At 71.7% G+C, this 24,511-nt stretch carries 22 protein-coding genes; 7 read left to right on the top strand and 15 right to left on the bottom strand.

Going from position 1 to position 24,511, the window contains the following annotated elements; all coding sequences use genetic code 11:
* Window positions 1-30: 30 nt before the first annotated feature.
* From cobT to BLQ73_RS03930, 13 genes are all read right to left on the bottom strand, one after another.
* Complete coding sequence (cobT, locus tag BLQ73_RS03990; RefSeq protein WP_093168317.1) at window positions 31-1,116, bottom strand: nicotinate-nucleotide--dimethylbenzimidazole phosphoribosyltransferase; 1,086 nt, start codon at window positions 1,114-1,116, stop codon at window positions 31-33.
* Window positions 1,117-1,314: 198 nt separating this feature from the next.
* The gene (locus BLQ73_RS03985) at window positions 1,315-2,205 is read right to left on the bottom strand and encodes a sirohydrochlorin chelatase (RefSeq protein ID WP_093168315.1); all 891 of its coding nucleotides are present in this window, start codon (window positions 2,203-2,205) and stop codon (window positions 1,315-1,317) included.
* Window positions 2,206-2,307: 102 nt separating this feature from the next.
* Window positions 2,308-2,949: a LutC/YkgG family protein gene (locus tag BLQ73_RS03980; RefSeq protein WP_093168313.1), complete on the bottom strand. Its 642-nt coding sequence runs from the start codon at window positions 2,947-2,949 to the stop codon at window positions 2,308-2,310.
* Window positions 2,946-4,340: a lactate utilization protein B gene (locus tag BLQ73_RS03975; protein ID WP_093168311.1), complete on the bottom strand. Its 1,395-nt coding sequence runs from the start codon at window positions 4,338-4,340 to the stop codon at window positions 2,946-2,948. The genes BLQ73_RS03980 and BLQ73_RS03975 overlap by 4 nt, the downstream gene beginning before the upstream one ends.
* Window positions 4,337-5,077: a (Fe-S)-binding protein gene (locus BLQ73_RS03970; protein ID WP_093168309.1), complete on the bottom strand. Its 741-nt coding sequence runs from the start codon at window positions 5,075-5,077 to the stop codon at window positions 4,337-4,339. The genes BLQ73_RS03975 and BLQ73_RS03970 overlap by 4 nt, the downstream gene beginning before the upstream one ends.
* A gap of 229 nt (window positions 5,078-5,306) precedes the next feature.
* Window positions 5,307-6,374, bottom strand: coding sequence for an LLM class flavin-dependent oxidoreductase (locus BLQ73_RS03965; protein ID WP_093168307.1), 1,068 nt, complete (start codon window positions 6,372-6,374; stop codon window positions 5,307-5,309).
* Window positions 6,374-7,264: an ABC transporter substrate-binding protein gene (locus tag BLQ73_RS03960; protein ID WP_093168305.1), complete on the bottom strand. Its 891-nt coding sequence runs from the start codon at window positions 7,262-7,264 to the stop codon at window positions 6,374-6,376. The genes BLQ73_RS03965 and BLQ73_RS03960 overlap by 1 nt, the downstream gene beginning before the upstream one ends.
* Window positions 7,261-7,971 carry an ABC transporter ATP-binding protein gene (locus BLQ73_RS03955; protein WP_093168303.1) on the bottom strand — a complete coding sequence of 237 codons (711 nt, stop codon included), beginning with the start codon at window positions 7,969-7,971 and terminating at the stop codon, window positions 7,261-7,263. Before BLQ73_RS03955 ends, BLQ73_RS03960 begins: the two co-directional genes overlap by 4 nt.
* Window positions 7,968-8,891, bottom strand: coding sequence for an ABC transporter permease (locus BLQ73_RS03950; RefSeq protein WP_093168301.1), 924 nt, complete (start codon window positions 8,889-8,891; stop codon window positions 7,968-7,970). The genes BLQ73_RS03955 and BLQ73_RS03950 overlap by 4 nt, the downstream gene beginning before the upstream one ends.
* On the bottom strand, window positions 8,888-9,874 hold the full coding sequence (locus BLQ73_RS03945) for an ABC transporter substrate-binding protein (protein ID WP_093168299.1): 987 nt from the start codon (window positions 9,872-9,874) through the stop codon (window positions 8,888-8,890). The genes BLQ73_RS03950 and BLQ73_RS03945 overlap by 4 nt, the downstream gene beginning before the upstream one ends.
* Window positions 9,871-10,857 (bottom strand): ABC transporter substrate-binding protein, encoded by a 987-nt coding sequence (locus BLQ73_RS03940; RefSeq protein WP_093168297.1) that lies wholly within the window; start codon window positions 10,855-10,857, stop codon window positions 9,871-9,873. The genes BLQ73_RS03945 and BLQ73_RS03940 overlap by 4 nt, the downstream gene beginning before the upstream one ends.
* Window positions 10,858-11,038: 181 nt before the next feature.
* Window positions 11,039-12,814 carry an FtsX-like permease family protein gene (locus tag BLQ73_RS03935; protein WP_245690777.1) on the bottom strand — a complete coding sequence of 592 codons (1,776 nt, stop codon included), beginning with the start codon at window positions 12,812-12,814 and terminating at the stop codon, window positions 11,039-11,041.
* Complete coding sequence (locus tag BLQ73_RS03930; protein WP_245690776.1) at window positions 12,811-13,548, bottom strand: ABC transporter ATP-binding protein; 738 nt, start codon at window positions 13,546-13,548, stop codon at window positions 12,811-12,813. The genes BLQ73_RS03935 and BLQ73_RS03930 overlap by 4 nt, the downstream gene beginning before the upstream one ends.
* Before the next feature lie 108 nt (window positions 13,549-13,656).
* On the opposite strand from BLQ73_RS03930, the gene BLQ73_RS03925 reads away from it, so the two are divergent.
* The 7 genes from BLQ73_RS03925 (at window position 13,657) to BLQ73_RS03895 (ending at window position 20,630) form a co-directional block, all read left to right on the top strand.
* Window positions 13,657-14,307, top strand: a complete 651-nt coding sequence (locus BLQ73_RS03925; protein WP_218125613.1) for a response regulator — start codon at window positions 13,657-13,659, stop codon at window positions 14,305-14,307.
* Window positions 14,308-14,492: 185 nt separating this feature from the next.
* On the top strand, window positions 14,493-15,149 hold the full coding sequence (locus tag BLQ73_RS03920) for a DUF4328 domain-containing protein (protein WP_245690775.1): 657 nt from the start codon (window positions 14,493-14,495) through the stop codon (window positions 15,147-15,149).
* A 258-nt stretch (window positions 15,150-15,407) separates the two neighbouring features.
* Window positions 15,408-16,556, top strand: a complete 1,149-nt coding sequence (locus BLQ73_RS03915) for an esterase-like activity of phytase family protein (RefSeq protein ID WP_093168293.1) — start codon at window positions 15,408-15,410, stop codon at window positions 16,554-16,556.
* A 226-nt stretch (window positions 16,557-16,782) separates the two neighbouring features.
* Window positions 16,783-17,445 carry a nucleotidyltransferase family protein gene (locus BLQ73_RS03910; RefSeq protein WP_093168291.1) on the top strand — a complete coding sequence of 221 codons (663 nt, stop codon included), beginning with the start codon at window positions 16,783-16,785 and terminating at the stop codon, window positions 17,443-17,445.
* Window positions 17,442-17,672, top strand: coding sequence for a hypothetical protein (locus BLQ73_RS03905; RefSeq protein WP_093168289.1), 231 nt, complete (start codon window positions 17,442-17,444; stop codon window positions 17,670-17,672). Before BLQ73_RS03910 ends, BLQ73_RS03905 begins: the two co-directional genes overlap by 4 nt.
* A 142-nt stretch (window positions 17,673-17,814) precedes the next feature.
* Entirely contained in the window at window positions 17,815-19,041 is a 1,227-nt protein-coding gene (locus BLQ73_RS03900) for a PP2C family protein-serine/threonine phosphatase (protein WP_218125612.1), read from the top strand.
* Between the two features lie 158 nt (window positions 19,042-19,199).
* Window positions 19,200-20,630, top strand: a complete 1,431-nt coding sequence (locus BLQ73_RS03895) for a glycosyltransferase family 39 protein (protein WP_176955264.1) — start codon at window positions 19,200-19,202, stop codon at window positions 20,628-20,630.
* A gap of 122 nt (window positions 20,631-20,752) precedes the next feature.
* On the opposite strand, the gene BLQ73_RS03890 is transcribed toward BLQ73_RS03895, so the two are convergent.
* Entirely contained in the window at window positions 20,753-24,244 is a 3,492-nt protein-coding gene (locus BLQ73_RS03890; protein WP_093168283.1) for a DNA polymerase III subunit alpha, read from the bottom strand.
* A complete protein-coding gene (locus BLQ73_RS03885) occupies window positions 24,244-24,510 on the bottom strand; it encodes a DUF6504 family protein (RefSeq protein ID WP_093168281.1) in 267 nt (88 codons plus the stop codon). Before BLQ73_RS03885 ends, BLQ73_RS03890 begins: the two co-directional genes overlap by 1 nt.
* Window position 24,511 lies beyond the last annotated feature (1 nt).

The following is a 24,511-nucleotide window of genomic DNA, read 5'->3' as shown; positions in this document are numbered from 1 at the left end:
CGGCGTGGCATATGGCGGCGCTCCCGCGAGTCAGATCTCTTTCTCGGTGACGCCGGCGGCGTCGAAGGTCGCGACGTCGTGCATGACGCGTACGGCGGAGCACACGAGCGGGTGGGCGAGCAGTCCGCCGGTGCCCTCACCCAGGCGGAGTTCGAGATCGACCAGGGGGCGCAGCCCGAGGTGGTCCAGGGCGGCGCGGTGGCCGGGCTCGGCCGAGCGGTGGCCGGCGACGCAGTGGTCGACGACGGCCGGGGCGAGCGCCGCCGCCGCGAGCGCCGCCGAGCCGGCGATGACGCCGTCGAGGATGACGGGTACGCGGGCGGCGGCGCCGCCCAGGATGAACCCCGCGATGGCGGCGTGTTCGAGCCCTCCGACGGCGGCCAGCACTCGCAGTCCCGCGGCGGCACCGGCGGGCTCGTGGGACGTCGGCTCCAGGCCGTTGGCGGCGAGGGCGCGGCGGACGACGTCGATCTTGCGCTGGAGGGTCTCGTCGTCGATTCCGGTGCCGCGGCCGGTGGCCTCTTCCGGGGACGTGCCGGTGAAGGCGCAGATGAGGGCGGCCGAGGCGGTGGTGTTCGCGATGCCCATGTCGCCGGTGATGAGGCAGCGGGCGCCGTCCTCGATGAGGGCGCGGGCGGTCTCGATGCCGACGTGCAGGGCGGCGACGGCCTGGGCCGTGGTCATGGCGGGGCCGGAGGCGAGGTCGGCGGTGCCGTACGCGACTTTGCGCCGCAGGAGGCCGGGGGCGTCGTCGAGGTCGGCCGCCACGCCGACGTCGACGACGGTGACGGAGGCGCCGACCTGGGCGGCGAAGGCGTTGGCGACGGCTCCCCCGGCCAGGAAGTTGCCCACCATCTGGGTGGTGACCTCCTGGGGCCAGGGGGTGACGCCCTGGGCGTGGACGCCGTGGTCTCCGGCGAAGATGGCGAGAGCGGCGGGGGACGGCATGGGGGCGGGGCTGCGCCCGGCCGCTCCGGCGAGTCGCACGGCGACGTCTTCGAGCACGCCGAGAGCGCCTCTCGGTTTGGTGAGCCGCTCTTGGTGCGCGCGGGCGTCGGCGAGGACCGCCGGGTCGGCGGGGCTGATCGCGGCGACGGTCTCTTCCAGCGGACTCATGGGGGTTCTCCTCATCCACAGAGCGACTTCACGAACGCCTTCACAAGCGGCTCGAACGGCCGAATCGATGGCGCCGAATCGAACCTGCGAATCGGCGGGCGACCCTGGCCGCCACGCCGACCTGGGCCGCGAAGGCCGACCCGAGCCCGGTGACGAGTATGGCCCACGCCGCCGTTGAGAGGCACGGCGGGCGGGGTCTCAGCCCGCCGCCGCCCGCAGGGCCTCTTCGTAGCGCTCGATGACGACGTCGGCGAGCGCCTCGCAGTCGCCGATGACCTCGGCGCATCGGATGTCGAGCTCGGGGTGGCCCGCGCCGTACGCGAGGGCCTGGGCCCATACGCGCTCCAGCATTCCCCCGGCGAACAGCAGGTAGGGGACGATGATGACGCGCTTGGCCCCGAGGCGGCGGCAGCGCTCCAGGCCCCCGGGGACGCCGGGCGGGGTGAGGGAGACGAAGGCGGTCTCCACGGTGAGCAGGTCGTAGGCGTGGGTCTCCCAGAAGAGGCGGGAGACGCGGTGGACCTCGGCGTTGGCCACGGGGTCGGTGGAGCCTTCGCCGACGAGCACCACGGCGGTCTCGCCGGGGTCGACGTGCTCGGAGCCGTCGGGCTCGGCGGGGGACGGCACGACGCGCAGCAGAGGCGGTTCGACGGTGGAGACGGCGCGGAGCCTCCTGGTCTCGCCGACGGCGACGAGGGAGCGCGGGCGGGGCATGTCGAGGGCGGCGTCGGCGAGGCGGTCGGCGAGCAGGGTGAGGACGCGGGGGTCGGGTCCGAGCGGCCTGGCGTGTTCGTAGGCGAGGGTCGGGTGGCGTTCCTGCTCGCGGGCGAGGGCCGCGGTGATCTCGGTGGAGGTCCGCTGGTCGCCGCCGAGCCCGAGCGGCACGGTGACGACCCGGTGGTGGCCGCGGGCCACCATCGCCGACACGGAGTCGCTGAGCCGTGGACGCGCCTTCGAGACGAAGCCTCCGGTGACCTCGACGGCCGAGCGGTCGAGCCTGCACCGCAGGCGGTGGACGAACCTGCCGAACTCCGCTGCGTCCGTGTCATCGTGCGAACCGTGCCCGATGAGCAGCAACGGCGGCTTCATGTTGGTGGATCTCCGTGACGTTGACCTGGCATTATCTAGACAAGACACGCGAGAATAGCCCATTCGCCGCCCTGCTTCCCAGGTAACGGAGAGCTTCGCAGGTCAGTTCCCCAGGATGATGACGTCCAGAACGCGCGGCCCGTGGACTCCCTCCACCCGGTCCAGCTCGATGTCGCTCGTCGCGGACGGACCGCTGATCCACGTCTGCGGGCGCCGCGGGTCCAGCAGGGCCACGGCCTCCGGCACGCCTCGCACGACGCGGTCGGCCGGCACGACGCACAGGTGGTAGTCCGGCAGCAGCGTCAGGGCCCGCCTGCCCTGCCCCGGTCCCGCGTCCAAGACGATCGTCCCCGTTTCGGCGATGGCGACCGCGCATCCGGTGATGACGCCGCCGGCGCGGTCCAGTTCGCCGGGGGCGAGCGGCGGGTCATCCCGCAGCAGCCGTACGGCGGTGAGCCCCGATGTCCACTCCTCGGGCAGGCCGGGGGGCACCGCGAGGGTGGTCAGCCCGCGTTCGCGCGCCGCCGCCCCGACGGCCTGGGCGGCCTCGCCGGCGGGCACGCGGCGTACGGAGGCGTGGTAGTCGTCGACCCGGTGGGCGAACAGGGCGATGAGGTCGTCCTCGCCGGGCTCGTGCCGTACGGCGCCGCCCGCGGTGCGGTAGCCCCGGGAGACGGCCTCGGCCGGCGGCGCGTCCGCGGTGGCGGCCCGGATGCGGCGCAGGATGGTGTCGCGGGCGTTCATCGCGTTCCGCCTTCGGTGCGCTTCCACCAGTCTCGGAAGGACTCGGGAGGTATATCGGGAAGGTCCCTGGTGTCGGTCCACGCCGACAGCGGCCCGGGGAGGCGGCGCGGCACCAGCCGGCGCAGGCGGAAGGCCAGGCGCTGGGCCCGCGCGAGCCGTTCGGGCCGCGCGAGCATCCAGCCGGCGGCCCGCAGGGCGGCGCGCTCGGCGCGGGGGTGGGAGGACCGGTCGCGCAGGTGGACGAGGACCTCGGGGATGTCGATGGCCACGGGGCACACGTCGTAGCAGGCGCCGCACAGGGTGGAGGCGTAGGGCAGGGAGTCGTCGAGCGGCGTCCCCATGCCGCGCATCTGGGGCGTGAGGATGGCTCCGATGGGTCCGGGGTAGACGGAGCCGTAGGCGTGGCCTCCGGCGCGTTCGTACACCGGGCAGACGTTGAGGCAGGCGGCGCAGCGGATGCAGCGCAGGGCCTGCCGCCCGACCTCGTCGGCGAGGACGTCGGTGCGGCCGTTGTCGAGCAGCACCAGGTGGAAGGTCTGGCCTTCCGTGGCGGCGGTCCAGGTGGAGGTGTAGGGGTTCATCCGCTCGCCCGTGGCGCTGCGCGGGAGGAGTTGCAGGAACACCTCGAGGTCGCGCCAGGTGGGGAGGACCTTCTCGATGCCCACCACGCTGATCAGCGTTTCGGGCAGGGTCAGGCACATGCGGCCGTTGCCCTCGGATTCGACCACGACCAGGGTGCCGGTCTCGGCGATGGCGAAGTTGGCCCCGGAGATGGCGACCTTGCTGGACAGGAAGCGCTGCCGCAGGTGGAGCCGGGCGGCTTCGGCGAGGGCCGCGGGGTCGTCGGTGAGGTCGGGTGAGGCGTCCGGCATGGCGCGGAGGAAGATCTCGCGGATCTCCGCGCGGTTGCGGTGGATGGCGGGCACCACGATGTGGGACGGCCTGTCGTCGCCGAGCTGCACGATGAGTTCGGCGAGGTCGGTCTCGTAGGCGTGGATCCCGCTGTCGGCGAGCGCCTCGTTGAGGCCGATCTCCTGGGTCGCCATCGACTTGACCTTGACGACCTCGGTCTCGCCGGTGGCGCGCACGAGGTCGGTGACGATGCGGCACGCCTCGGCGGCGTCCCGCGCCCAGTGCACGTGTCCGCCCGCGGCCTGGACGGTCTCCTCCAGGCGCAGGAGGTGGCGGTCGAGGTCGCGCAAGGCGGCGTCCTTGATGGCCTTGGCGGCCGATCTGAGCTCGGCCCAGTCGGGCACCTCCGCCACCACGCGCGAGCGCTTGTCGCGAATGGTATGCGTGGCCCTGCGGAGGTTGTGGCGGAGCTGGGAGTTCTGTACGGCGTCAGCCGCGTTCACCGGGAACGCCGGCATGCCGAGGAACGTTCCGCTCACCGGGCCCCCTCCGGTGTGCTCAGGCCGGCCGTGCGCCCGGCGCCTCCGCTCTCCGTGGACGCGAGGATCTCGGCGATGTGCATCACCCTGACCCCCGTGCGCTGGCGGCGCAGGGCGCCGCCCAGGTGGGTGAGGCAGGAGTTGTCGGCGGCGCACAGCACCTCGGCGCCGGTGTCCAGGACGGCGCCCACCTTGTCGGCGCACATGGCGGCCGACACGGCCGGGTTCTTCACGGCGAAGGTGCCGCCGAACCCGCAGCATTCGTCGGCCCGCGGCAGCGGGACGAGTTCCAGTCCGCGGACGGCCCGCAGGAGGGTCTCCGGACGCCCGCCGAGCCCGAGGCCGCGCAGCGAGTGGCAGGTGGGGTGGTAGGTGACGCGGTGGGGGAAGTAGGCGCCGACGTCGGTGACGCCGAGGACGTCCACCAGGAACTCCGTCAGCTCCACGACCCTCGGCATCTCGGCCCCGAGCCGCGGATAGTGCTCGCGGATCATCGCGGCGCAGGAGCCGGACGGGACGACCACGATCTCGCTTTTCCCGAAGACGCGCTTGGTGCGGCGCGCCAGCCGTACGGCTTCGTCGCGGTAGCCGGTGTTGAGGTGCATCTGACCGCAGCACGTCTGGCGTTCGGGGAAGTCGACCTCGCACCCCAGGCGGCGCAGCAGGGCCACCACGGCCCGCCCGGTCTGCGGGTAGAGGGTGTCGGTGATACAGGTGATGAACAGGGCGACGCGCATAACGCTCCTTCGACGCCGCCCACACTATGACCGCGCCCTCGCGGAGACGAGGAACCCCCCCGCATGCGCCCCCCGAGGTATCTGGTAGACCTCGTTCTCATTCGGCTTCAGGCACAGTGCCGGGCCGGGCGCCCCGATCGCCCGGCCCGGCAGGTGCGGCCCCGCGGACGGCCGTCTCAGAGGGGTGTCTCAGAGGGGTGTCTCAGAGGGGTGTCTCAGAGCGGTGTCGTCAGACGGGCTGCCCCGCGAGCAGGCTGGGCAGGATCGTCTCGGCCACCCGTTCGGCCTCCTCGGCCAGCGGGTTGCCCGACAGGATGAACGTGTCCACCCCGAGCTCCTCCAGCTCGTGGAGGCGCTCCAGCACGTTCTCCGTGCTCCCGACCAGGGCGGTGCCCGGCCCCGGCCGGAACAGGCTCATCCCCGGCCACAGGTTGGGAGAGATCTCGAGGTCCTTGGCGCGGTCCGGCACGCGTCCGCCGTGGTGGCCGAACTGGCGGCGCATCCCCTCGGAGTCGGCCGCCAGGTTGATCCCCGACATGCGGGCGTAGGTCTCCGGGCTGGTCGAGCGGAGCAGGTGGTCGGCCCAGCCCCACGCCTCCTTCTCGGTGTCGCGCACGATGAGGTGGAGCCGCACGCCGAACCGGATCTCCCTGCCGAACTCCTCGGCGGCGCGGCGCAGCGCGCGGATCTTCTCGGCGAGCTGCTTCGGCGGCTCCCCCCATGACAGGTAGACGTCGATGTGCTCGGCCGCCATCCGCAGCCCCGCCGCCGACGAGCCGCCGAACCACAGCGGCACGTGCGGGCGCTGAACGGGAGGCAGTTCAAGGGCGGCGTCCTCGATCGTGAAGTAGCGGCCCTCGAAACTCACCCGTTCCCCGGCGGTCAGCCGTTTGACGATGCCCCAGTACTCGGCGCTGAGGTCGTAGCGCTCGTCGTGGTCCACGTGCAGGCCGTACTGCCGCAGCGTGCGGGTGTCGCCGTTGACGACGTTGATCTGGAGGCGCCCGCCGTACAGGTGGTCGAACGTCAGCGCCATCTTGGCGAGCAGGGTCGGGGAGATGAGGCCGGGGTGTACGGCGAGCAGCGGGCGGAGCCTGTCGGTGACGGAGGCCAGCGCGCTGCCGAGCACCCACACGTCGTGCAGGTCGGTCGCGAGCAGCGCGCCGCTGTAGCCGAGCCTGTCGACGGTGGCGGCGAGCCCCCGCAGGTGGTCGAGGTCGACCTCCCGCCGACCCTTGGGCTCCCAGGGGATCTCGCCGTCGCGCGGGACGATGTACCAGAGGACTTCGCGCGCCATCAGACCGCCACCTCGGCGAGGACCGACGACACCAGTGTGTTCAGCACGGGCGCGGTGGCGGTGCGCACGTCGATCGCGCGGCGGAGGAAGCCGACGTCGGCGAGCAGGTCGGCGCCTTCCTGCTGCTCGGCCAGCAGCTCGCTCGTCACGGGCTCCAGCGTCCAGGGCAGCCGCTTGAGCGCGGTCTCCCAGGCGTCGATGGAGCCGCCGCGCTCGGACGCGGTGAGCGCCGCGGCCTCACGGGGGTTGGCGCCCGCCCAGGCCGCGGCCTCGCGGAGCGCCTTGGCGACGGTGGCGATCGCCTCGGGCCGCCGCTCGGCGACCTCGCGGCTCGTGAAGAACACCGAGCGGTCGGCGATGACCCCCGCGGTGCCGGCGAGCCGGGCGAACCGGCCGGACCGCTCGGCCTCGACCAGTTCTGCGCCCTGCACCACCCAGCCGGCGATGGCGCCGTCGCGCAGCCACAGCCCGGCTTCCGAGGCGGCGGGCCTGGGTTCGATGTCCTGGTAGGAGAGTCCGGCGCCGCTGAGCAGCTTGGCCAGGAAGTGGGTGTGCCAGGAGCCCACCGCGAAGGAGACCGGCTGCCCGGCGAGGTCGGCCACGGTGACGACGGGCCCGTCCTTGGCGACGAGCAGCGCGCCGTGGCCGGGGCGGGGGGCGGACGCCGCCACGTAGACGACGGGCAGGCCGGCCGCCTGCGCCGACAACGGCGGCGTCGAACCGGTGCCGCCGATGTCGAAGGCCCCCTCGGCCAGCAGATCGCCGGTCCTGGTGCCGTCGGTGTAGCGGTAGACCTCGATGGGCTCGTCCTGCCCCTGGAGCAGGTGGTCGAGGTGGGAGAGGAGGAAAAGGAAGGGGTTGTTGGCGTGGACGCCGATGCGGATGGTCATGAGCTGACTCCAAGGTCTTCGAGAAGGCGGCGGCGGAGCGCGGCGAATTCCGGGTCCGTGCGCTCGCGGGGGTGGTCGAGGGCGACACGCACGTCGGTGCTCAGCGTTCCGGCGGTGAGCACGATGACGCGGTCGGCGAGCCGGATGGCCTCGTCGACGTCGTGGGTGACGAGGAGTACGGCGGGGCGGTGCGTACGGCAGAGCTCGGCGACGAGGTCCTGCATGCGCAGGCGGGTGAGCGCGTCGAGGGCGGCGAAGGGCTCGTCGAGCAGGAGCAGCCCCGGTTCGCGCACGAGCGCGCGGGCCAGGGCGACCCGCTGCGCCTCGCCGCCCGACAGGGTGGCGGGCCAGGCCCGGGCGTGGCCCGCCAGCCCGACCTCGGCCAGCGCGGCCGGCCCGCTGGCGCGGGCGCTCCGGGGCAGGCCGAGGACGACGTTGTCGAGGACCCGTTTGGAGGGGATCAGCCGGGGCTCCTGGAACACGACGGTGCGCACTTCGGGCACGAGCACGTCGCCCTCGTCCGCGCCGTCGAGCCCGGCCAGGATGCGCAGCAAGGTGGTCTTCCCCGTGCCGCTCGCGCCGAGCAGGGCGACGAACTCCCCCGGCGCGAGCGACAGGTCCACCCCGTCGAGCACCGCCCGTTCGCCGAACACCCGCCGCACCCCGCGGAGCCGTACGGCATGGGCCCGGGCCGTGAGCGCGCTCATCGGACGGCCACCCCCGCCCGCCAGGGCATGAGCAGCCTCTCCAGAACGCGGACGGCCAGGTCTGCCAGCAGTCCGAGCACCGCGTAGAGCAGGATGACGACGACCAGGATGTCGGTGCGGACGAACTCCCTGGCCTGCGTCATCAGGTAGCCGAGCCCGGCGGTGGAGTTGATCTCCTCGGCGGCGATGAGGGCGATGACGCTGAGCGTCAGCGACAGGCGCAGCCCCACGAGCAACGACGGCAGCGCGCCGGGCAGGATCACCTCGCGGACCAGCCTCACCCCGGTGACCCCGAAGACGCGGGCCGCCTCGACCTGTTTGCGGTCGGCGCCGCGGGTGCCGCTGAGGGCGTTGACGTACATCGGGAACGATGTCGCCACCGCGATCAGGATCACCTTGGACGCCTCTCCGATGCCGAACCAGACGATGAACAGCGGCACGAGGGACAGGAACGGGATCGTGCGCAGCATCTGGACGGCGGGGTCGATGAGGTCCTCCCCCAGCGCCAGCAGGCCGCTGACCAGCCCGAGCAGCAGGCCGGCCGTCGCCCCGAGGGCGAGGCCGAGGCCGGCGCGGGTGAGCGAGACGGCGAGGGCGTCCTGGAGCTGGCCGTCGCCGTACAGCTCGCCGAACGCGGCGGCGACCTGGGCGGGTGAGGCGAGCACGTCGGGGCGTATCCAGCCGGACGTGGTGCCGGCCGCCCACAGGGCGGCCAGCACCACCGGCCCGAGCGACCGCAGCGCGAGCGTGGTCGCGGCACCGCGCTTCGCACGCTTCGGCGGCTCGGGGCGGACCAGGGCCGTGGAGGTGGTCGACCCCGGTCCGGTTTCTGGCGGGCGCGGTGGGGACACGTCGCGCCCCGGTCCCACCGCACCCCGTTCGCGGGGGGCGGGCACGCCCCCGGAGTGGAGAAGAGTCATGACCCGGCCTTCACAGGGTCGATCAGGTGCTCTTTCACCGGCACCACCGACGTGGTGACCTTCCGCCGGGCGAAGAAGTCCGCCACGGCGGCGAATCTCGGCAGGTCGGCGTCGGCGACGGCCTTGATCACGGGGTCTTGCGCGTAGGACACCTCGGTGAGTTCTTTGAGGCGCCCGGTGACCGCGGTGGGGCCGGCTCCGGTGAAGACGTTGACGTAGGAGGCGGGGTTCGCGCGGATCGCGACGCTGCCCGTGTGGAGATAGTCGTACAGGGCGTGCACCACCCTCGGGTGGCGTTGGGCGAGTGCGGTGGAGACGACGTGGATCTGGTAGTTGTCCGACTGGAGCGCCGCGCCGTCGGCCAGGAACCGCGCCCCCGAGTTGGCCTGGGCGGCGGGCACGAAGGCGCCCCACGAGGCCCAGGCGTCGACCTGTCCCGCGTTGAACGCGGTGGCGGCGTCGGCCGGCGGAAGGTAGACGCGTTCCACCTCGCCGGGGGCGATGTCGTGCTGGTCGAGGGCTTTGAGCAGCAGGTATTCGCCGGTGCCGCCCTTGTTGACGGCGACCTTGCGCCCGGCCAGGTCGGCGATCTCGCGGACCGGGCCGCCCTCCTTGACGAGGATGCCCTCTCCGGCCAGGTCCGGCTCGGCCACGGCGAAGATCTTGAAGCTGGGCTTGGCGGCGAGCGCCCCGATCCCGGAGGTGATGGACCCCACCCCGTAGTCGAGCTGCCCGGAGTTGATGGCCTGTGCGGTGGGGGCGAAAGCCCCGAACTGCCCGGTCCACTCGATCTCGGCGTTGACCTTCTCCAGGGCCTTGGCGAGGCTTCCGTCCTTCTTCCCGAGGGCCAGGACGCCCGCGTTGCCGGGGTCGGGGAGGCGGACCGTCACCACTTCCGCGCCTTCGGCGCCCCGCGCGGCGGAGCAGGCGGTGGACATGGCGAGGGCGGTGAGGAGCAGCAAGGCGGCGGTCAGGTGTCTCATGCTGACTGCTCCACTGTCGTCCTGCGGCGTGTGCGGGCGCCGAGGAGAGGCGTGTGGTCGGCCCAGGCCGCGACGTCCACGGCCGAGTCCAGGAAGCCGTGCTCGCGCAGGAAGCGCTCCTGGTCGGCGAGGAGGGCGAGCCGCTCATCGGACAGGTCGATGGACAGGTCGGGCGTCCCGTACGCTCCCGCCACCCCGCGGGCTCCGGCGCCGGTCTCCCTGCCGAGAATGAGCGCCGTCCGCTCGGGATGGTCCGCGGCGTAGGCCGCGGCGTCGAGCAGGACTTTCAGGAAGCGGGCCACGACGTCGGGGCGCGTGTCCAGGAGGGCCTGGTCGACGGTGATGGGCCGGGGTGTGCCGTTGTTGACGCGGACCGCGCGGTCGGGGTGGGCGTCGAGGTCGACGGCCACGCGCAGGCCGTGCCGTTCGGCGTCCTCCACGGCGCGCGACCCCTTGACATAGACCGCGTCGATCGCGCCGCGGGCCAGGGCGTCGAGCTCGGGGGCCCAGTGCCCGGGGTCCGGGTCCGGGCCGCTGGGCACGTCGACCAGGCGGGCGTCGGACAGCGTCAGTCCGGCGATGGACAGCGCTCCGTGGAAGCCGCGCAATGCCATCGCCCGCCAGAAGTCGACCGGGGCGTCCGTGCGCACCGGGAGCCCGAGGCGTCTGCCCCGCAGCCCTTCGGCGTCGCGGATGGGTGAGGTGGGCGTGGTGAGGACGGCCTGGCGCTCCTCGATCCAGGTGAGCCCGATCAGCCGGGTCGTCCGCCCTCGTGCCCTGGCCCAGAGGGCGGGGACGTTGCCGCCCTCTCTGACCAGGGCGGTCAGTTCGTGGGTGAAGTGGCGGCCCCGCGGGTCGGGGCCGTCTTGGAGGGAGCGTACGGCGATGCCGTCGGGGCCGAACTCCTCGTCGAACCAGCCGAGGTCAGCGGCCACTCCTGTCGCGGTGGGCACGGGGCAGCGGGTGAACCACAGCTCCTGCATGTCGTCGTTCTCCTGTCGTAGCCGAGCGGTCGTGGGACGGCCCGGCGTGACAGAGCGCACTGGCGACGCGGCAGTAGTCGACGTGGTCGCGTGTGGTGAGAAGTGCGCTGAGGATCACGGGCATCACGTTAACCACCGCGCACGAGTTTTGCAACTTTTCCTACTTGAATACCATGGAATCTCAATCCGGCCGCGGAGCCGGATCCAGCGTCACCGAGCGCAGCAGCGGCCTGCTCATCTCCCCTGCGGCCACCACGCCGACGAAACCCACCGCGATCGAGACCAGCAGAGGGACCAGCCCCGCGGCGTTCGGGCCTGCGATCATGAAGGGCATCGCGGCGAACGCCCCGGCGGCGATCGAGCCGCCGCCCATCACCGCCAGCGGAATCAGCGTCTCCGCGCGCCGCGCCCAGTCGAGCACCGACAGCGGGGTCCCCGCCAGGTGCAGCAGCGCGTAGGTCTGCCGGCGGTCGAGGATGGACGAGACCGCCGTGATGCCGGCACTGGCGATCGCCACCAGGAAGGACACCGTGAGCACGACCACCGTCCCGGTCCTGATGTCGGCGAACATCTGCACGCCGGCGAGGTCGTCGGGCTCCAACGCCCACTCCCCCGGAGCCAGCAGCCCGATGAAACCCGCCACAAAGCCGGTCATCGCCACACCGCTGACGGTCCGCCACGCCGAGCGCGGGTCGTCCACCAGCCGACGTCCGGCGAGCAGCATCGCCGGGGTGCGCGCCAGACGCGACACGATCCGGCCGATGAGCGCCACCACCCACGGGCCGGCCAGGTTGACGCAGAGGAATGCCAGTCCGACCATCACCGCGATGACGCCCACGGCCAGGCTCATCGCCGGGAAGACGTCCATTCTTACGCCGACGCCCAACGCCGGGAACACCGCGAGCACGGCGAGCAGGGCGATCACACGCACGAACCTCATGCCCGGCGGGGTCTCCCGTTTGGCCACGCCGAGCGGGCTCACCACGACGCGCCGCAGGCCGACCACGGCCGACACGCCGACCAGCAGCGGTACGGCGAGCACCACGGCGAGCACGTACGGCAGGCCCGGCCACAGGTCGGCCGTGAACCACGGGCCGCCGCCGATCTCGACGCGGGAGAGGAACGGCATCGCGACGCCGTACAGGACGGCGCCGAGCACCGACCCCGCGAACGCGACCACGACGGCCTCGGCCACCGTCATCGCCACGACCTGGCCGGGTGTCGCACCGATGAGGCGGAGCGCGGCGAGCCGCTGATCGCGCCTGGCCACGGTGAGCCGGGCCGCCGCGCCCCCGAATACGAGCAGCGGCACGACCATCAGCGCGGTCGCCACTGTCGCGAGTGCCTGGTAGGCCACGGCCTCGTCGAGCGCCTTATTGTCGAAACCCTTGATCCAGACAGGCGGGATCTCCCGCACCGAGAGGTCCTTGCGGGCCTTGGCCACCTCTGGATCCTTAGGCGCGTGGCCCACGACCGCGACCAGTTCATCCGGGTGGACCAGCGCCCCGTCGCCGATGCGGGGCGAGCCGGCGGGGGCGGGCGGCAGACCGGCCACCGACGTGCCCCTCCGCTCTATGAGCTCGGCGAGGGCCGGCGACAGCATCACCTCCCCCGGCTTCGGCAACCGGCGGAGCCCCTCGGGCGGCTTCACACCGTCCTTGAGTACGGCGAAGCGCACAATCGTCAGAACCCTGCCGCCGAGGTTCTCCCCGTCCACGGCCTGGACGGCGACCGCCCCTTTCGGCCGTTCGGCCGTCACCTGCACGGCCTTGCCATGCGCGGGCGGGTTGCGCCACTCCGCCCGCTCCGCCCTGCCGTCGAACGCATGGTTCACCGCCACGGCGAACACCAGCAGCAGCGATGACACGGCCACCGCCGCGAGCGTCAACGCCGCACCGACCATGCCCTTGCGTCCGCCGCCGCGCAGCAGCCGCCAGCTCAGCCTCGCGCTGTTCACCGGGGCACCCCGCCCGCGCGGGAGTGGTCACCGGCGATGATCTGCCCGTCGCGCACCTCCACCACCCGGTCGCACCACCGCGCGACCTGAGGGTCGTGGGTGACGACCACCAGAGACGACCCGTTGCCCTTGATGGCGGAGACGAGCAGGTCCATCACCTCGTGCCCGGTGTTCTGGTCCAGCGCGCCGGTCGGCTCGTCGGCGAACACCACGGCCGGGCTCGTCACCAGCGCCCGTGCGATCGCCACGCGCTGCGCCTGCCCGCCGGACAGCTCGCCCGGCCGCCTGTCCTCCATGTCGGCGAGACCGAGCGGGGCGAACCACGACCGCGCCTGGCCCACCGCCTGCCCCCTCGGCACGCCGCCGAGCATCAGCGGGAGTGCCACGTTCTCCACCGCCGGCAGCTCCGGCAGGAGCTGGCCGAACTGGAACACGAACCCGAACCTCGTGCGCCGCAGCGCGCTGCGGGCGCGCTCCTTCATGGTGTCCACCCGTGCGCCGAGCAGGTGCACCTCGCCCGCGTCGGGCTTCATGATGCCCGCCAGGCAGTGCAGCAACGTCGATTTTCCGGACCCACTCGGGCCCATCACGGCGAGCGCCTCGCCTTGCCGTACGGTCTGGTCGACGCCCGCCAGCGCGACCGTGGAGCCGAACCGCTTCACCAGTGCGCGGCCTTCGAGAACAACGCCTCCCATGGCGTCCGGCACGTGTGGCCTGTCGAAACCCTCATTCATGGCGACCAGCCTTTCGGCTCGGTGCCCTTGTCCGGATCGGCCGACCGTTCGACCTTGATGCCGGGAACCTCGGCCGAACGGCTGATTCAGCCTGGCAGAATCACCAACGTGACAATTCGGGTGCTCATCGCCGATGACCAGGAACTCGTGCGGACCGGCTTCCAGATGATCCTCGACGCGCAGCCGGACCTGGAGGTGGTCGCGGCGGTAGCGGACGGGGCCGCGGCCGTGGAGCAGGCTCGGCGGCTGCGGCCGGATGTGTGCCTGCTGGACATCCGGATGCCCCGGCTGGACGGGCTGGAGGTGACGCGCGTCCTGGCGGGGCCGGGGGTGGAGCGCCCGATGCGCGTGGTGATCGTGACGACGTTCGACATGGACGAATACGTCTACGGCGCGCTGCGCGCCGGGGCGTGCGGCTTCCTGCTGAAGGACAGCGGACCGACGCTGCTGATCGAGGCGATCCGGGCCGCTGCGGCGGGGGACGCGCTGGTGTCGCCCTCGGTGACGGTACGGCTGCTCGCCCACCTGTCCAACCCGCGCGTGAACATGGGGAGGCCGCTCGTCGACCCGCTCACCGACCGCGAGCTGGACGTCGTGCGGCATGTGGCGAGGGGGCGGACCAATCAGGAGGTGGCGGCCGAGCTGTTCGTGTCCCTGTCCACGGTCAAAACGCACCTGGGCTCCATCCAGACGAAACTGGGTGTCAGGAATCGCGTGGAAATCGCCGCCTGGGCATGGGAATCGGGTGTCGTCGGCTGACATGGGACATTCACTCAAGGAATAGCCCACGGAGCAGGATGGATGCTGATTAACGGGGGTGTTCGCGGGATAGGAACCCTGGCAAGTCCTTCAGCGCATGCCGGGGGGAGAGATTCATGCGCCTTGCCCCGCCACCACCCACCCGCTCGGCTTCCGCCGTCTACCTAACTCTTACTGCGCAGATTGTGTCTTTGACGGCACTGGTGGTGTTCGAGCAGGTCCGAGGCCGTGAGCTGGCCCAGCAGATCAACGCGCTCGGCGGCGATCTCCGCTCCGCCCCGGCCCAGACGCTCCTCGGCGCGATGACGGTCTTCGCCGTGCTGATGCTCGCGGTCGCCGTGACGACCCTGGGAGCGATGGCGACGTACCTGACCTGGCTCGTACGCGCCCGCCAGGCCAACAACCCGCTGGCACCCGCGGCCGGGGCCACGATCGCGGCCTGGGCCGTACCGATGGTGAACCTCGTCGCCCCGCCCGTGCTCCTTGACCGCGTGTGGCGCGGGGCCCGGCCCTCGCAGGACCGCAGGGCGCGCTGGCTGGTCTTGGTCGCCGCGTGGTGGATGACCCTGCTGGCCGCGCTGACGCTGACATTCGTACGGCTGCCGCTGCTGCCCGCCTCCGGCTCCATCGGACTGACCGGGCTCGGCCCGGTGGAAGTGGCGGTCACGGCGCTGGCCGCGCTCCTGTGCGCCGTGACCGTCAGGGAGGTCACCGGCATCCAGACCCGCGGGAGCAAGCGCCGTACGGCGGTGCGCAAAGTGCGCGTGGTGCCGCTTCCGGCGCCTGTGCCCTCCGCCGAGCAGCGGGGGCTCGCCGCCACCACACCGCAGCGCAGCCCCTGAGCTCGCCGAAGCCGTACAGGAAGGCCCACATGAGAGGCCCGCGCCACAGCCGGCGCGGGCCTTCGCATGTCTACGGTCTCTAAGCGATGTCGGCAAATATCGATATAAAAGGTTATCGCTAAGCGCGGAATTCACCCCGCCGCGATCTCGTTGGACAATTCCTCAAATCCGCGATCTCATGTGTCCCGCACTTCCAGCGGAACCCCTTACCTGGAATCGGTTTCCATGGACATGGGGAACAACGGATATGGAGAACACATGACACATTGGCGGACATTCACCCGCGTCACCGTCGCGCTGGCGACAGCGGTCGGCCTCGGCGGCATCGCAGTCCAACCCGCCGCCGCGGCACCCGGCGATATCCGGATCACCCGCTTCCTAGGTGAGCAGCGTCTGCCGCATAAGCTGCAATACGCGGACACAACGGTCGGCGGTTTCTCCGGCATCGACCGCGACCCGCTCACCAACACCTGGTATTTCATCTCCGACGACCGCTGGCGCTACAACCCGGCCCGCTTCTACACCGGGAAACTCGACTTCAACCTGCGGACGGGGGCGTTCACCGGGGTCCGGCTGACCGGGGTGAAAACCCTGCGGCGCCCCGACGGCACTCCCTACCCCGCATACGGCCTACCCGAATCCGCCGACCCGGAGACGATCCGCTTCGACAAGTGGACCCGGCGGCTCCTGTGGGGCCACGAAGGCGACCGGCCCAGCGCATCCGCCCCCACCGTGCCGATCTCCGACCTGTTCGTCCGCTGGATCGACCGCGACGGTAAACACCTCGGCGAACTCCCGATCCCCGAAAACCTTGAACTCACCGACGCCGACCGCGGCCCGCGGCGCAATTTCGGCTTCGAAGGACTGACCTTCACCCCGCGCACTATCGCCGCCATTGTGGAGGGCCCGCGCTTTGAAGACGGCACGCCTCCAAGCGTCGACAAGGGAGCTCCCGCCCGCATCACCGTGTGGGGGCGCGACGGAAAACTCCGCGCACAATACGCCTACCCCATAGACCCGCTTCCCGCAGCCCCGATCCCCCCGACCGGCGCCACCGACAGCGGCGTCTCGGAAATCCTCGCCCTCGACGACAACCGCTACCTCGCCCTGGAACGCTCCTGGATCGAAGGCGTCAATTACAAGGTCAAGCTCTACGAGATCGACCTGCGCGGCGCCACCAACGTCCTCGACCGGAACAGCCTCGCCGACGGCGCGGCCTACCGCACCGTCTCCAAGCGCCTCGTCTACGACCTGAGCACCGTCAACCCGCCCACCCAGAACCTCGAAAGCCTCGCCTTCGGCCCCCGCCTCCTCACCGGCGAGTGCACCGTCGTCATCGGCTCCGACGACAACTTCGACCAACGCGAAGTCACCCAGTTCCTCGCCTTCGCCGCCCGCGGCTGCTGACCGCCTCCCGGCCCCGCCCGCTCCCCGGCGCGCGGGGCCTCCGAACACCCATGCCCCACTCACCGGCTCTCGGCCAACTCAAAGGAGGCATATGCCTCTACCTCTGAGCAAGTCGCAGATCGAACGACTCGGTAAGCGACTCATCGATCCCCACGGACCGGGCGATGACGACCTCGCATTGCTGAACGACCTGCTACTCGCCTAGGACGACAGCCTGGATAGCGCCATGGAAACCGTGCGTGGCATCGGATTCCAGCCGAGCGGCCGAATCAAGAACACCGGCACGATCCTTGAGAAGCTTAGACGACACGGAGGATCTTTGCTGAAAAGCATTCAAGATCTCGCAGGGGCACGAATCGTACTGTCCGGGGGACGAGCTCTTCAAAACCATGCGATCGCCCGCATCGTTAATGCGTTTACATCCGAAAGCCGTGAACTCCGGCTCGTCGACCGTCGCACAAATCCAAGTCACGGCTATCGCGCAGTCCACGTCATCGTGAACCTTCACGAGGCGCCGGTCGAGATCCAGGTGCGCACCCATTGGCAACATGAATGGGCCGACATGTTCGAGAAGCTCGCCGACCGGGTCGGGCGCGGCATCCGATACGGCGAACCTCCCACGCGCTGGACGGTCTGCAAAGATGATCGCGATGCCGCCGCGCACGCGCGAGAATACGAGGTTCGGGCATCCGTGGTGGCCGCTGCACTCTCCCTGAGCGAATCCGTCAAGACTCTTGAGGAGGCAGAGCTCACGGATGGACGGTCGGGCAGCACACAGGCCGATGAAATGTGGAGGGAAGTCCACGGTCACCTGATTTTTCTTCAGGAGCTCATCGGCCGACTCGTGCCCGTCCCGGAGACAACGTACATTGGTAAGGTTGATAAATGACCAATCTCCTCGTGATATATGACCGTGCGGCTGGTCAGGTCCTACGTGAGGAGCACTTCGACCGTCGACGCGACGCTCTCGCGGCTCGTTTCAGCGCTGAGAAGGAGTTCAGAGGCCGACCGGACATCGAAATCGTCGTGCTCGTGGCCAAGAGTCGATCTGATCTTCTCTCGACCCATGGCCGCTACTTCTTCCCGCTGGATGAGCTCATCGCCCGGATCGCTTGAGCTGCGGCGGTTCGCGGTCGGCGGGGCGGGTCATCGATGGGACAACGGGCGTCAAGGCTTGCTGAAACGCCCGCGTGGCTGGTGGCCGCCTGGGGCGGGGTGCGGTGTGGTTACGCCGGTGGGATCGACACAGGGGGCGGCGATGGGTTCTCCTTCGGGTGTCGAGCGGATGCTGACCGGGTTGCTGGCTGCCAGTCATGTGGCGTCGATGGAGCAGGTGCCGGATCTCGTCGAGGAGCATGCGGCGCACGCCGGTCTGGCCCCGGTGCTGATCTACCTGGCCGATCTGCAGGAGAACGTGCTGCGCCTGCTGGCGGGGCGGGCGGGGGCCGGCGGGGAGGGGGCGCCGGGCGAGCTGGCGGTGGACACGACGTTGGCCGGGCGGGCGTTCCAAGAGGTCCGGGTGCTGGCGGGGAAGGACGCGGGGGGCCGCGTCGACCACTGGTGGGTACCGGTCGTGAACGGCAACGAGCGGCTCGGGGTGCTGCGGGTCCGGGGCGGGGCCGGTGAGCGTGCCGCCGAGCACGGGGAGCTGCTGGCGTGCCTCGTGGCGATGATCGTGGTGTGCGCGCGTTCCTACAGCGACTCCTACGCCCGGCTGGTGCGGAGCCAGCCGATGAACGTCGCGGCGGAGATGCAGTGGGACATGCTGCCGCCGCTGACGATCGCCTGCCCCCGGGTGGTGATCGGCGCGGTCCTGGAGCCCGCCTATGAGATCGGCGGCGACGCGTTCGACTATGCCATCGACGGCGACGCCGTACATGTGGCGATCTTCGATGCCATGGGGCATGACGTGTCCTCGGGGCTCACGTCCAACCTCGCCATGGCCGCCAGCCGCAACCACCGCCGCCGGGGCCTCGATCTCGTGGCCAACAGCATCGCCGTCGAGCGGGTGCTGCTGAGGGAGTTCGGGGAGGGCACCCGGTTCGTCACCGCGATCATGGCCCACCTGGACCTCACCACGGGTGTCTTCACCTGGGTCAACCGCGGGCACCACCCTCCCGTCGTGATCCGGGGCGGGCGCTGGGTCGCGACGTTGGAGTGTCCTCCGGGCCACCCCATGGGCCTTGATCTGGACCTCCCGGTGGAGCTCTGCCGGGAGCAGCTCGAGCCCGGCGATCGGGTGCTGCTCTACACCGACGGCATCACCGAGGCGCGGGACGCGTGGGGCAAGGAGTTCGGCCTGCAGCGTTTCGTGGATTTCGTCATCAAGCGGGATGTCGACGTCCTTCCCACCCCCGAGAGGCTGCGCCGCCTGATCCGCAGCGTTCTGGACTACCACGACGGGCGGCTCAGCGACGACGCCACCGTGCTGCTGGTCGAATGGCGCGGCGGGCACAGCCCGCAGGTGGAGGATGCGCGGCCGTAGGGACCGCGCTCCCGCATGAAGCCCCGTCGAACGCGTGCGTCGGGAGCGTGCGCACCCGCCGTACCCGTCTCCCTGCCGGGCGCCCCGCACGTTGGATTTTGCCCGGGTTGCTGAGGTTCGGGAGTATCGGTGGGGTTCACGACCGGGGAGGGGCCCCCATGAAAACACGGTCGAGCGGTACGGCTGCCGCCACGATCGCGCCTGCGCTGGTGGCGGCCGTGGTGGGGCTGTACGGAATCACCTCGCCGTCGCTCTGGCGGGACGAGTCGGTGAGCGGCATGGCGGCACGGATGTCGTGGGCCGACCTGCGGCACCTGTTCGGGCAGATCGACATGGTCCACGCGCTGTACTACGTGCTGCTCAGGCCGTTCGCCGCCCTGGGCGAACCCGTCGAGCTGTGGCTGCGGCTCCCGTCGGTGCTGGGGATGGCGGCGACGGCGTACGGCGTGGCCCTGCTGGCGCGGCGGTGGGCGGGCACCCTGGCCGGGGTCTCGGCCGGCCTGATCTACGCGCTGCTGCCGATCGTCTCGCGCTACGGGCAGGAGGCCAGAGGGTACGCGCTGGTGTCGGGCGTCGCCGTACTCGCGACGTGGCTGCTCGCCGAGGCGCTGGACCGGCGGGATCAGCGTGATCGGCGGGGCCTGTGGTGGGCGGCCTACGGCGGAAGTGTGGCGCTGCTGGGGTGGATGCACCTCTATGCGCTGCTGCTCGTTCCCGCGCACGGGGTGGCGGCGGGGCGGCGGGTCCTTCCCTGGATGGCGGCGGTCGCCGGGGCGGGGGTGGCTCTGCTGCCTTTAGTGGCCATCGCGGCGGGCCAGCGGGACACACAGCTCTTCTGGCTGAAGCAGCCGGGGATCGGGGACCTGGCCGCGTTTCCGTTGGAGGTGGCCGGGAGCGTGGGCGGTGCCGTACTCGTCTTCGGGCTGGCGGCGGTCGGGGCGTGGGCGGCCCGGCGCACGCCCGGCGTGGCGGCGTGGGCCTTCCTGCCGGTGGTGCTGTCGTGGGCGATCTCGCAGGTGGAGCCCGTCTACCACTCGCGTTACGTGCTGTTCGCAGTGCCGGGCCTCGCGGTGGCGGCAGGGATCGGGATCGCCTGGCTGGCGGGTCTGGCCCCCCGGTGGCGCCCCGCCGTACCGGCGGTCGCGCTGGCGGCGCTCGTCGGGCTGTCCGCCGGACCGCACCTCGCCCTCCGGGAGCCCGACAGCCGCCCCGACGACCTGCGCGCCTTGACGGCGGCGCTCCGCGCCGACCGGCGGCCCGGCGACCATGTGCTGTTCGTGCCCCAGCGCTACCGCCTGTTCGCCGCGATCTACGGCGGGCCGTACACGCATCTGCCCGACGCCACCCACGCCCCCGGCTCCCCCACCCCGCGCACCGGCCCGGAGCTCACCGCCGCGCTCCGCGGCGTCGACCGCGTGTGGCTGGTGTCCCCCTACATCGGCCCCCGCTACGCGAGCGACGAACGGCTGGTCGCCTTGCACAAGCAGTTCCGCCCCGGCCCCGCCCGCGCGTTCGGCATTGTGCGCCTCACGCTCTACACCCGGGGCTCGTCCTCCGGCACCTCTCGTGACGCCGGGGAGAACACGTAAGCGACCGGCCACCCGTCCCTTTCGCCTGCCGCTCCGCGCGAAAAGCGCGGGGAAATTCTGGCGTCCCGTGGTGGTCACGAGCCGTTTACCGGGCCCTGGCCGTACCTACATGGCGGACCGGCTCAGGCGGCGCGGGTGGGGCCGCTGCTGCCGGGGCTGGCGTGCCAGAGGCGGCGGGGTGGGGTGGTGGCGCCGGGGGGCGGGCCGATGTCGGCGTAGGGGGAGAGGGTGTAGCCGTTGGCGTATTCGATGGGTTCGCCGCCGACGCGACCGCCGGGGGCGGGGAGGGCGGCGAGGGCGGCCTGGACGGCGGGCAGGCCGACGGTGCGCCAGGTGGTGTCGAGGTCGACGAGGTTCCAGCAGTCCAGGGCGCGCAGGGAGACGGCGCGGGCGCCGGTGCGGCGGATGGCGCCTCGGGCGACGAGCAGCCAGGAGCCGAAGACGGTGGCGGCGCAGTGGGGCTGGACGGACTCGAAGAAGGTGAGGTCGACGGGCCCGGTGGAGTCGTCGAGGGTGGTGAAGATGACACGCCGGCCGGAGCGCACGGCGGGGGTCTGGGTGGCGACCTTGACGCCGGCGACGAGGATCTCGGCGCCGTTGCGCTGCGCGAGGATGTCCCTGGAGCGCACGACGCCGATGGCGTCGAGGAGTTCGTCGTAGAAGGCCATGATGTGGCGGCTGATGTCGATGCCGAGGATCTCCAGTTCGGCCTCGACCATCTCGCTGTCGGTCATCTCGGGGAGTTCGCCGGGCGTGATGTGCTCGGTGAAGCCCAGCGGAAGCTGTACGGCACCGGCCCCCTTGGCCACCCCCGTGGCGGATCCGCGCTCAAGTGCCCCGACCTGGGCGATGAGGTCGCGCCTGGTGAGGTGGCCGGGGCGCCAGCGGGAGCCGGTGCCGGGGCGCAAGCCGTACAGGGTGTCGAGGCCGCCGGTCTGGACGATGCGTTCGGCCGTGGGGCGGGCGGGGCGGGCGCGGTCCCAGAAGTCGGCCAAGGAGGAGTACGGCCGGCCGGCGACGGCGCGTGCGACTTCGGCGTCGCTGATGCCTTTGACCGCGGAGAACGGCACGCGCAGGCCGTAGCCCAGCCCGATCCGCCCGATGTCGAAGCCCGCGGGGGCGGGGCCGGCCTCGGGCGCGCGGTCGGCGGCGGCGAGCCGTTCGACCCGCCACTGCGCGCCCGAGCGGTTGACGTCGAGAGGCAGGATGGTGACGCCGCACTGCCGGGCCTCGTCGACGATGACGCGCGAAGGATACATGCCGGGGTCGTGGGCGAGCACTCCGGCGAAGAAGGCGGCGGGGTGGTGGCGTTTGAGCCAGGCCGACTGGTAGGTGGGGAGGGCGAAGGCCGCGGCGTGGGCCTTGCAGAAGCCGAACGCGCCGAAGGCGTCGAGCACATGCCATGCCTTCTCCGCCGTCTCCCGGTCGAACTCCGGCAGCACGTGCCGGTCCCACCAGGCTTTGACCAGCTCGCGCCCGGCGGGGGTGCCCAGCGTCCTGCGGATCTTCTCCGCCTCCGACAGCCCGCACCCGGTCATGACGTCGACGACCTTGAGCACCTGCTCGTGGAAGACGACGACCCCGTGGGTCTCGGTGAGCGCCTCCCGGAGGTCCGGGTGGGGGTAGTACGGCTTGCGCCATCCGTGGCGCGTCTCCAGGTAGGGCGTGACCATGTCGGAGTTGACCGGTCCGGGGCGGAACAGGGAGATGTCCACGATCAGGTCGTGCATGGTGCGCGGTTCGAGTTTGGCCACGAGTTCGCGCTGGCCGGGGGATTCGATCTGGAAGCAGCCGAGGGTGCGGCCCGCGCAGATCATGTCGTAGGTCGCGGCGTCGTCGGGGGGCACGGTGTCGAGGTCGACGGCGAGCCCGTCGACGCGCCGCACTTCGTCGAGGGCGTAGGCCAGGGTCGACTGCATGCGCACGCCGAGGACGTCGAGTTTGAGCAGGCCGGCCTCTTCGACGTCGTCCTTGTCGAACTGCGACATCGGGAATTCCAGCATGCTGCGTTCGACCGGGGTGCGGTCGCGCAGGCCGGAGTTGCCGATGAGCACGCCGCAGGGGTGCAGGGCGATGTGCCGCGGCAGCCCGTCGAGGCGTTCGGCGAGCCGGAAGACCCGTTCGAGGGTGCCGTCGCCGAGGCCGCTGCCGCGCAGTTCGGGCAGGTCGCCGAGGGCGGCCCGGATCTGCCTGGCGCGGATGTGGGGGAACGCCTTGGCGATGGCGTCGATCTCGTGGGGCGGCAGCCCCATGGCGGAGCCGACGTCGCGGATGGCGCTGCGGGCGCGGTAGGTCTCCATCATCGAGACGCAGGCCACGCGGCTTTCGCCGTACCGCTCGTAGATCGCGCGGTAGCAGTCGAGGCGGCGGGCGGATTCGACGTCCACGTCGATGTCGGGGAGGCCGACGCGGCCTTCGGACAGGAAGCGCTCCATCAGCAGGCCGTGGTCGAGGGGGTTGACGGCGCCGATGCCGATGAGGTGGTTGACGAGGCTGCCGGCGCCGGAGCCCCGGATGGCGCAGCGCACCCCCATGTCCTTGATCATCGCGGTGATGTCAGAGACGGTCACGAAATATCCGGACAGCTGTCTGCGCTCGATGATGTCCAGCTCCTCGGCGAGCCGCTCACGCGCCTGCTTGGAACGGTCCAAACCCCGCTCAAGCAACCCGTCCTCGCAGCGCCGGCGCAGCAGCGGCACCGCGTCCCCGCCGACCTCCGGCAGGTGCAGCAGCGGCGGATCGTTCCTGAGCGCGAGCAAGGTCCTCGGGTCGGCGGCGCACTCCTCGGCGAGCCCCCGGGTGTCGGCGAGCAGCCGCCGGGCCCGCTCCCCCTCGCCGCACACCCGCTCGGCGACGAGCGCCATCTCCTTGGGGCTCTTGAAGTAGGCGTGCGCCCCGGAGGGCTCCACGGCGCGCGGGTGCAGCGGGACGAGCCGCCTGGCCGCGTCCAGCACGTCGCCGACCTGGTAGTCCGAGGGGTCGAGGTGGCGCACCGCGTTGGTGAGCACGGCGGGCACCCCCGCGGCGTCGGCCAAGGCCACCATGCGGGCGGCGTCGGCCGTCTCGCGGTAGCCGAAGCGGTCGACCACCTCGATCACCACGCCCGGCGCCGCCGCCCGCCAGGCGGCGAGCAGCGACAAGGCGAGGTCGTCGTGGCGGGCGGCGACGGCGCGGCCGACATCGGAACGCGGCCCGAGCAGGACGGCGAGGCCGCCGGCCCCGGAGGCGGCGACCAGCTCGCGGGTCACCCGGGGCTCGCCGCGCTCCCCCGCGTGGTGGGCCGCGGTGACCAGGCGGGAGAGCCTCGGCCACCCCGCGCTCCCCCGGGCCAGCACGACGACCCTGTCGCCCGCGCCCGCGCCCAAGGCGGGCCCGCGGCCCCGCCGGGGCCCGGCCCCGGCGAGCGCGAGGTCGACGCCGAACACCGGGCGCACCCCGGCGTCCATGCACGCCTTGGCGTGCTTGACCGCGCCGTAGAGGCCGTCGCGGTCGGTCAGGGCGAGGATGTCCATGCCGTGCTCGAAGGCCCGCTCCACCAGGGCGTCGGGGAAGGCCGTGCCGTAGCGCAGCGAGTAGGCCGAGCTCACGTGCAGGTGCGGGAACGGCCCGGCCATCAGTCCCACGCCCGCAGGAGGAGCCACCCCGCGCTCGCGGTGTCGAACCTCAGCTCATAGGTGCCGACCACGCGGCCCGGGCCGGCCTGGACCCGCCAGAAGCGGCGCTCGCCGGGGTCGGTCTCGCTGGTCTTCCACCACTCCCTGGCGACGACCCATCGGTCGACGACGGCGCGGACCGAGTAGAGCCGGTCGCGCCAGACGAACTGGGCGGGCTCTCCGTCTCTGGTCCAGACCTCGATCGGGTCGCCGTAAAGTCTGCTCAAG

The organism is Sinosporangium album (assembly GCF_900100605.1).
Lineage (GTDB): Bacteria > Actinomycetota > Actinomycetes > Streptosporangiales > Streptosporangiaceae > Sinosporangium > Sinosporangium album.
This window is presented reverse-complemented; position numbering and strand designations above follow the sequence as displayed.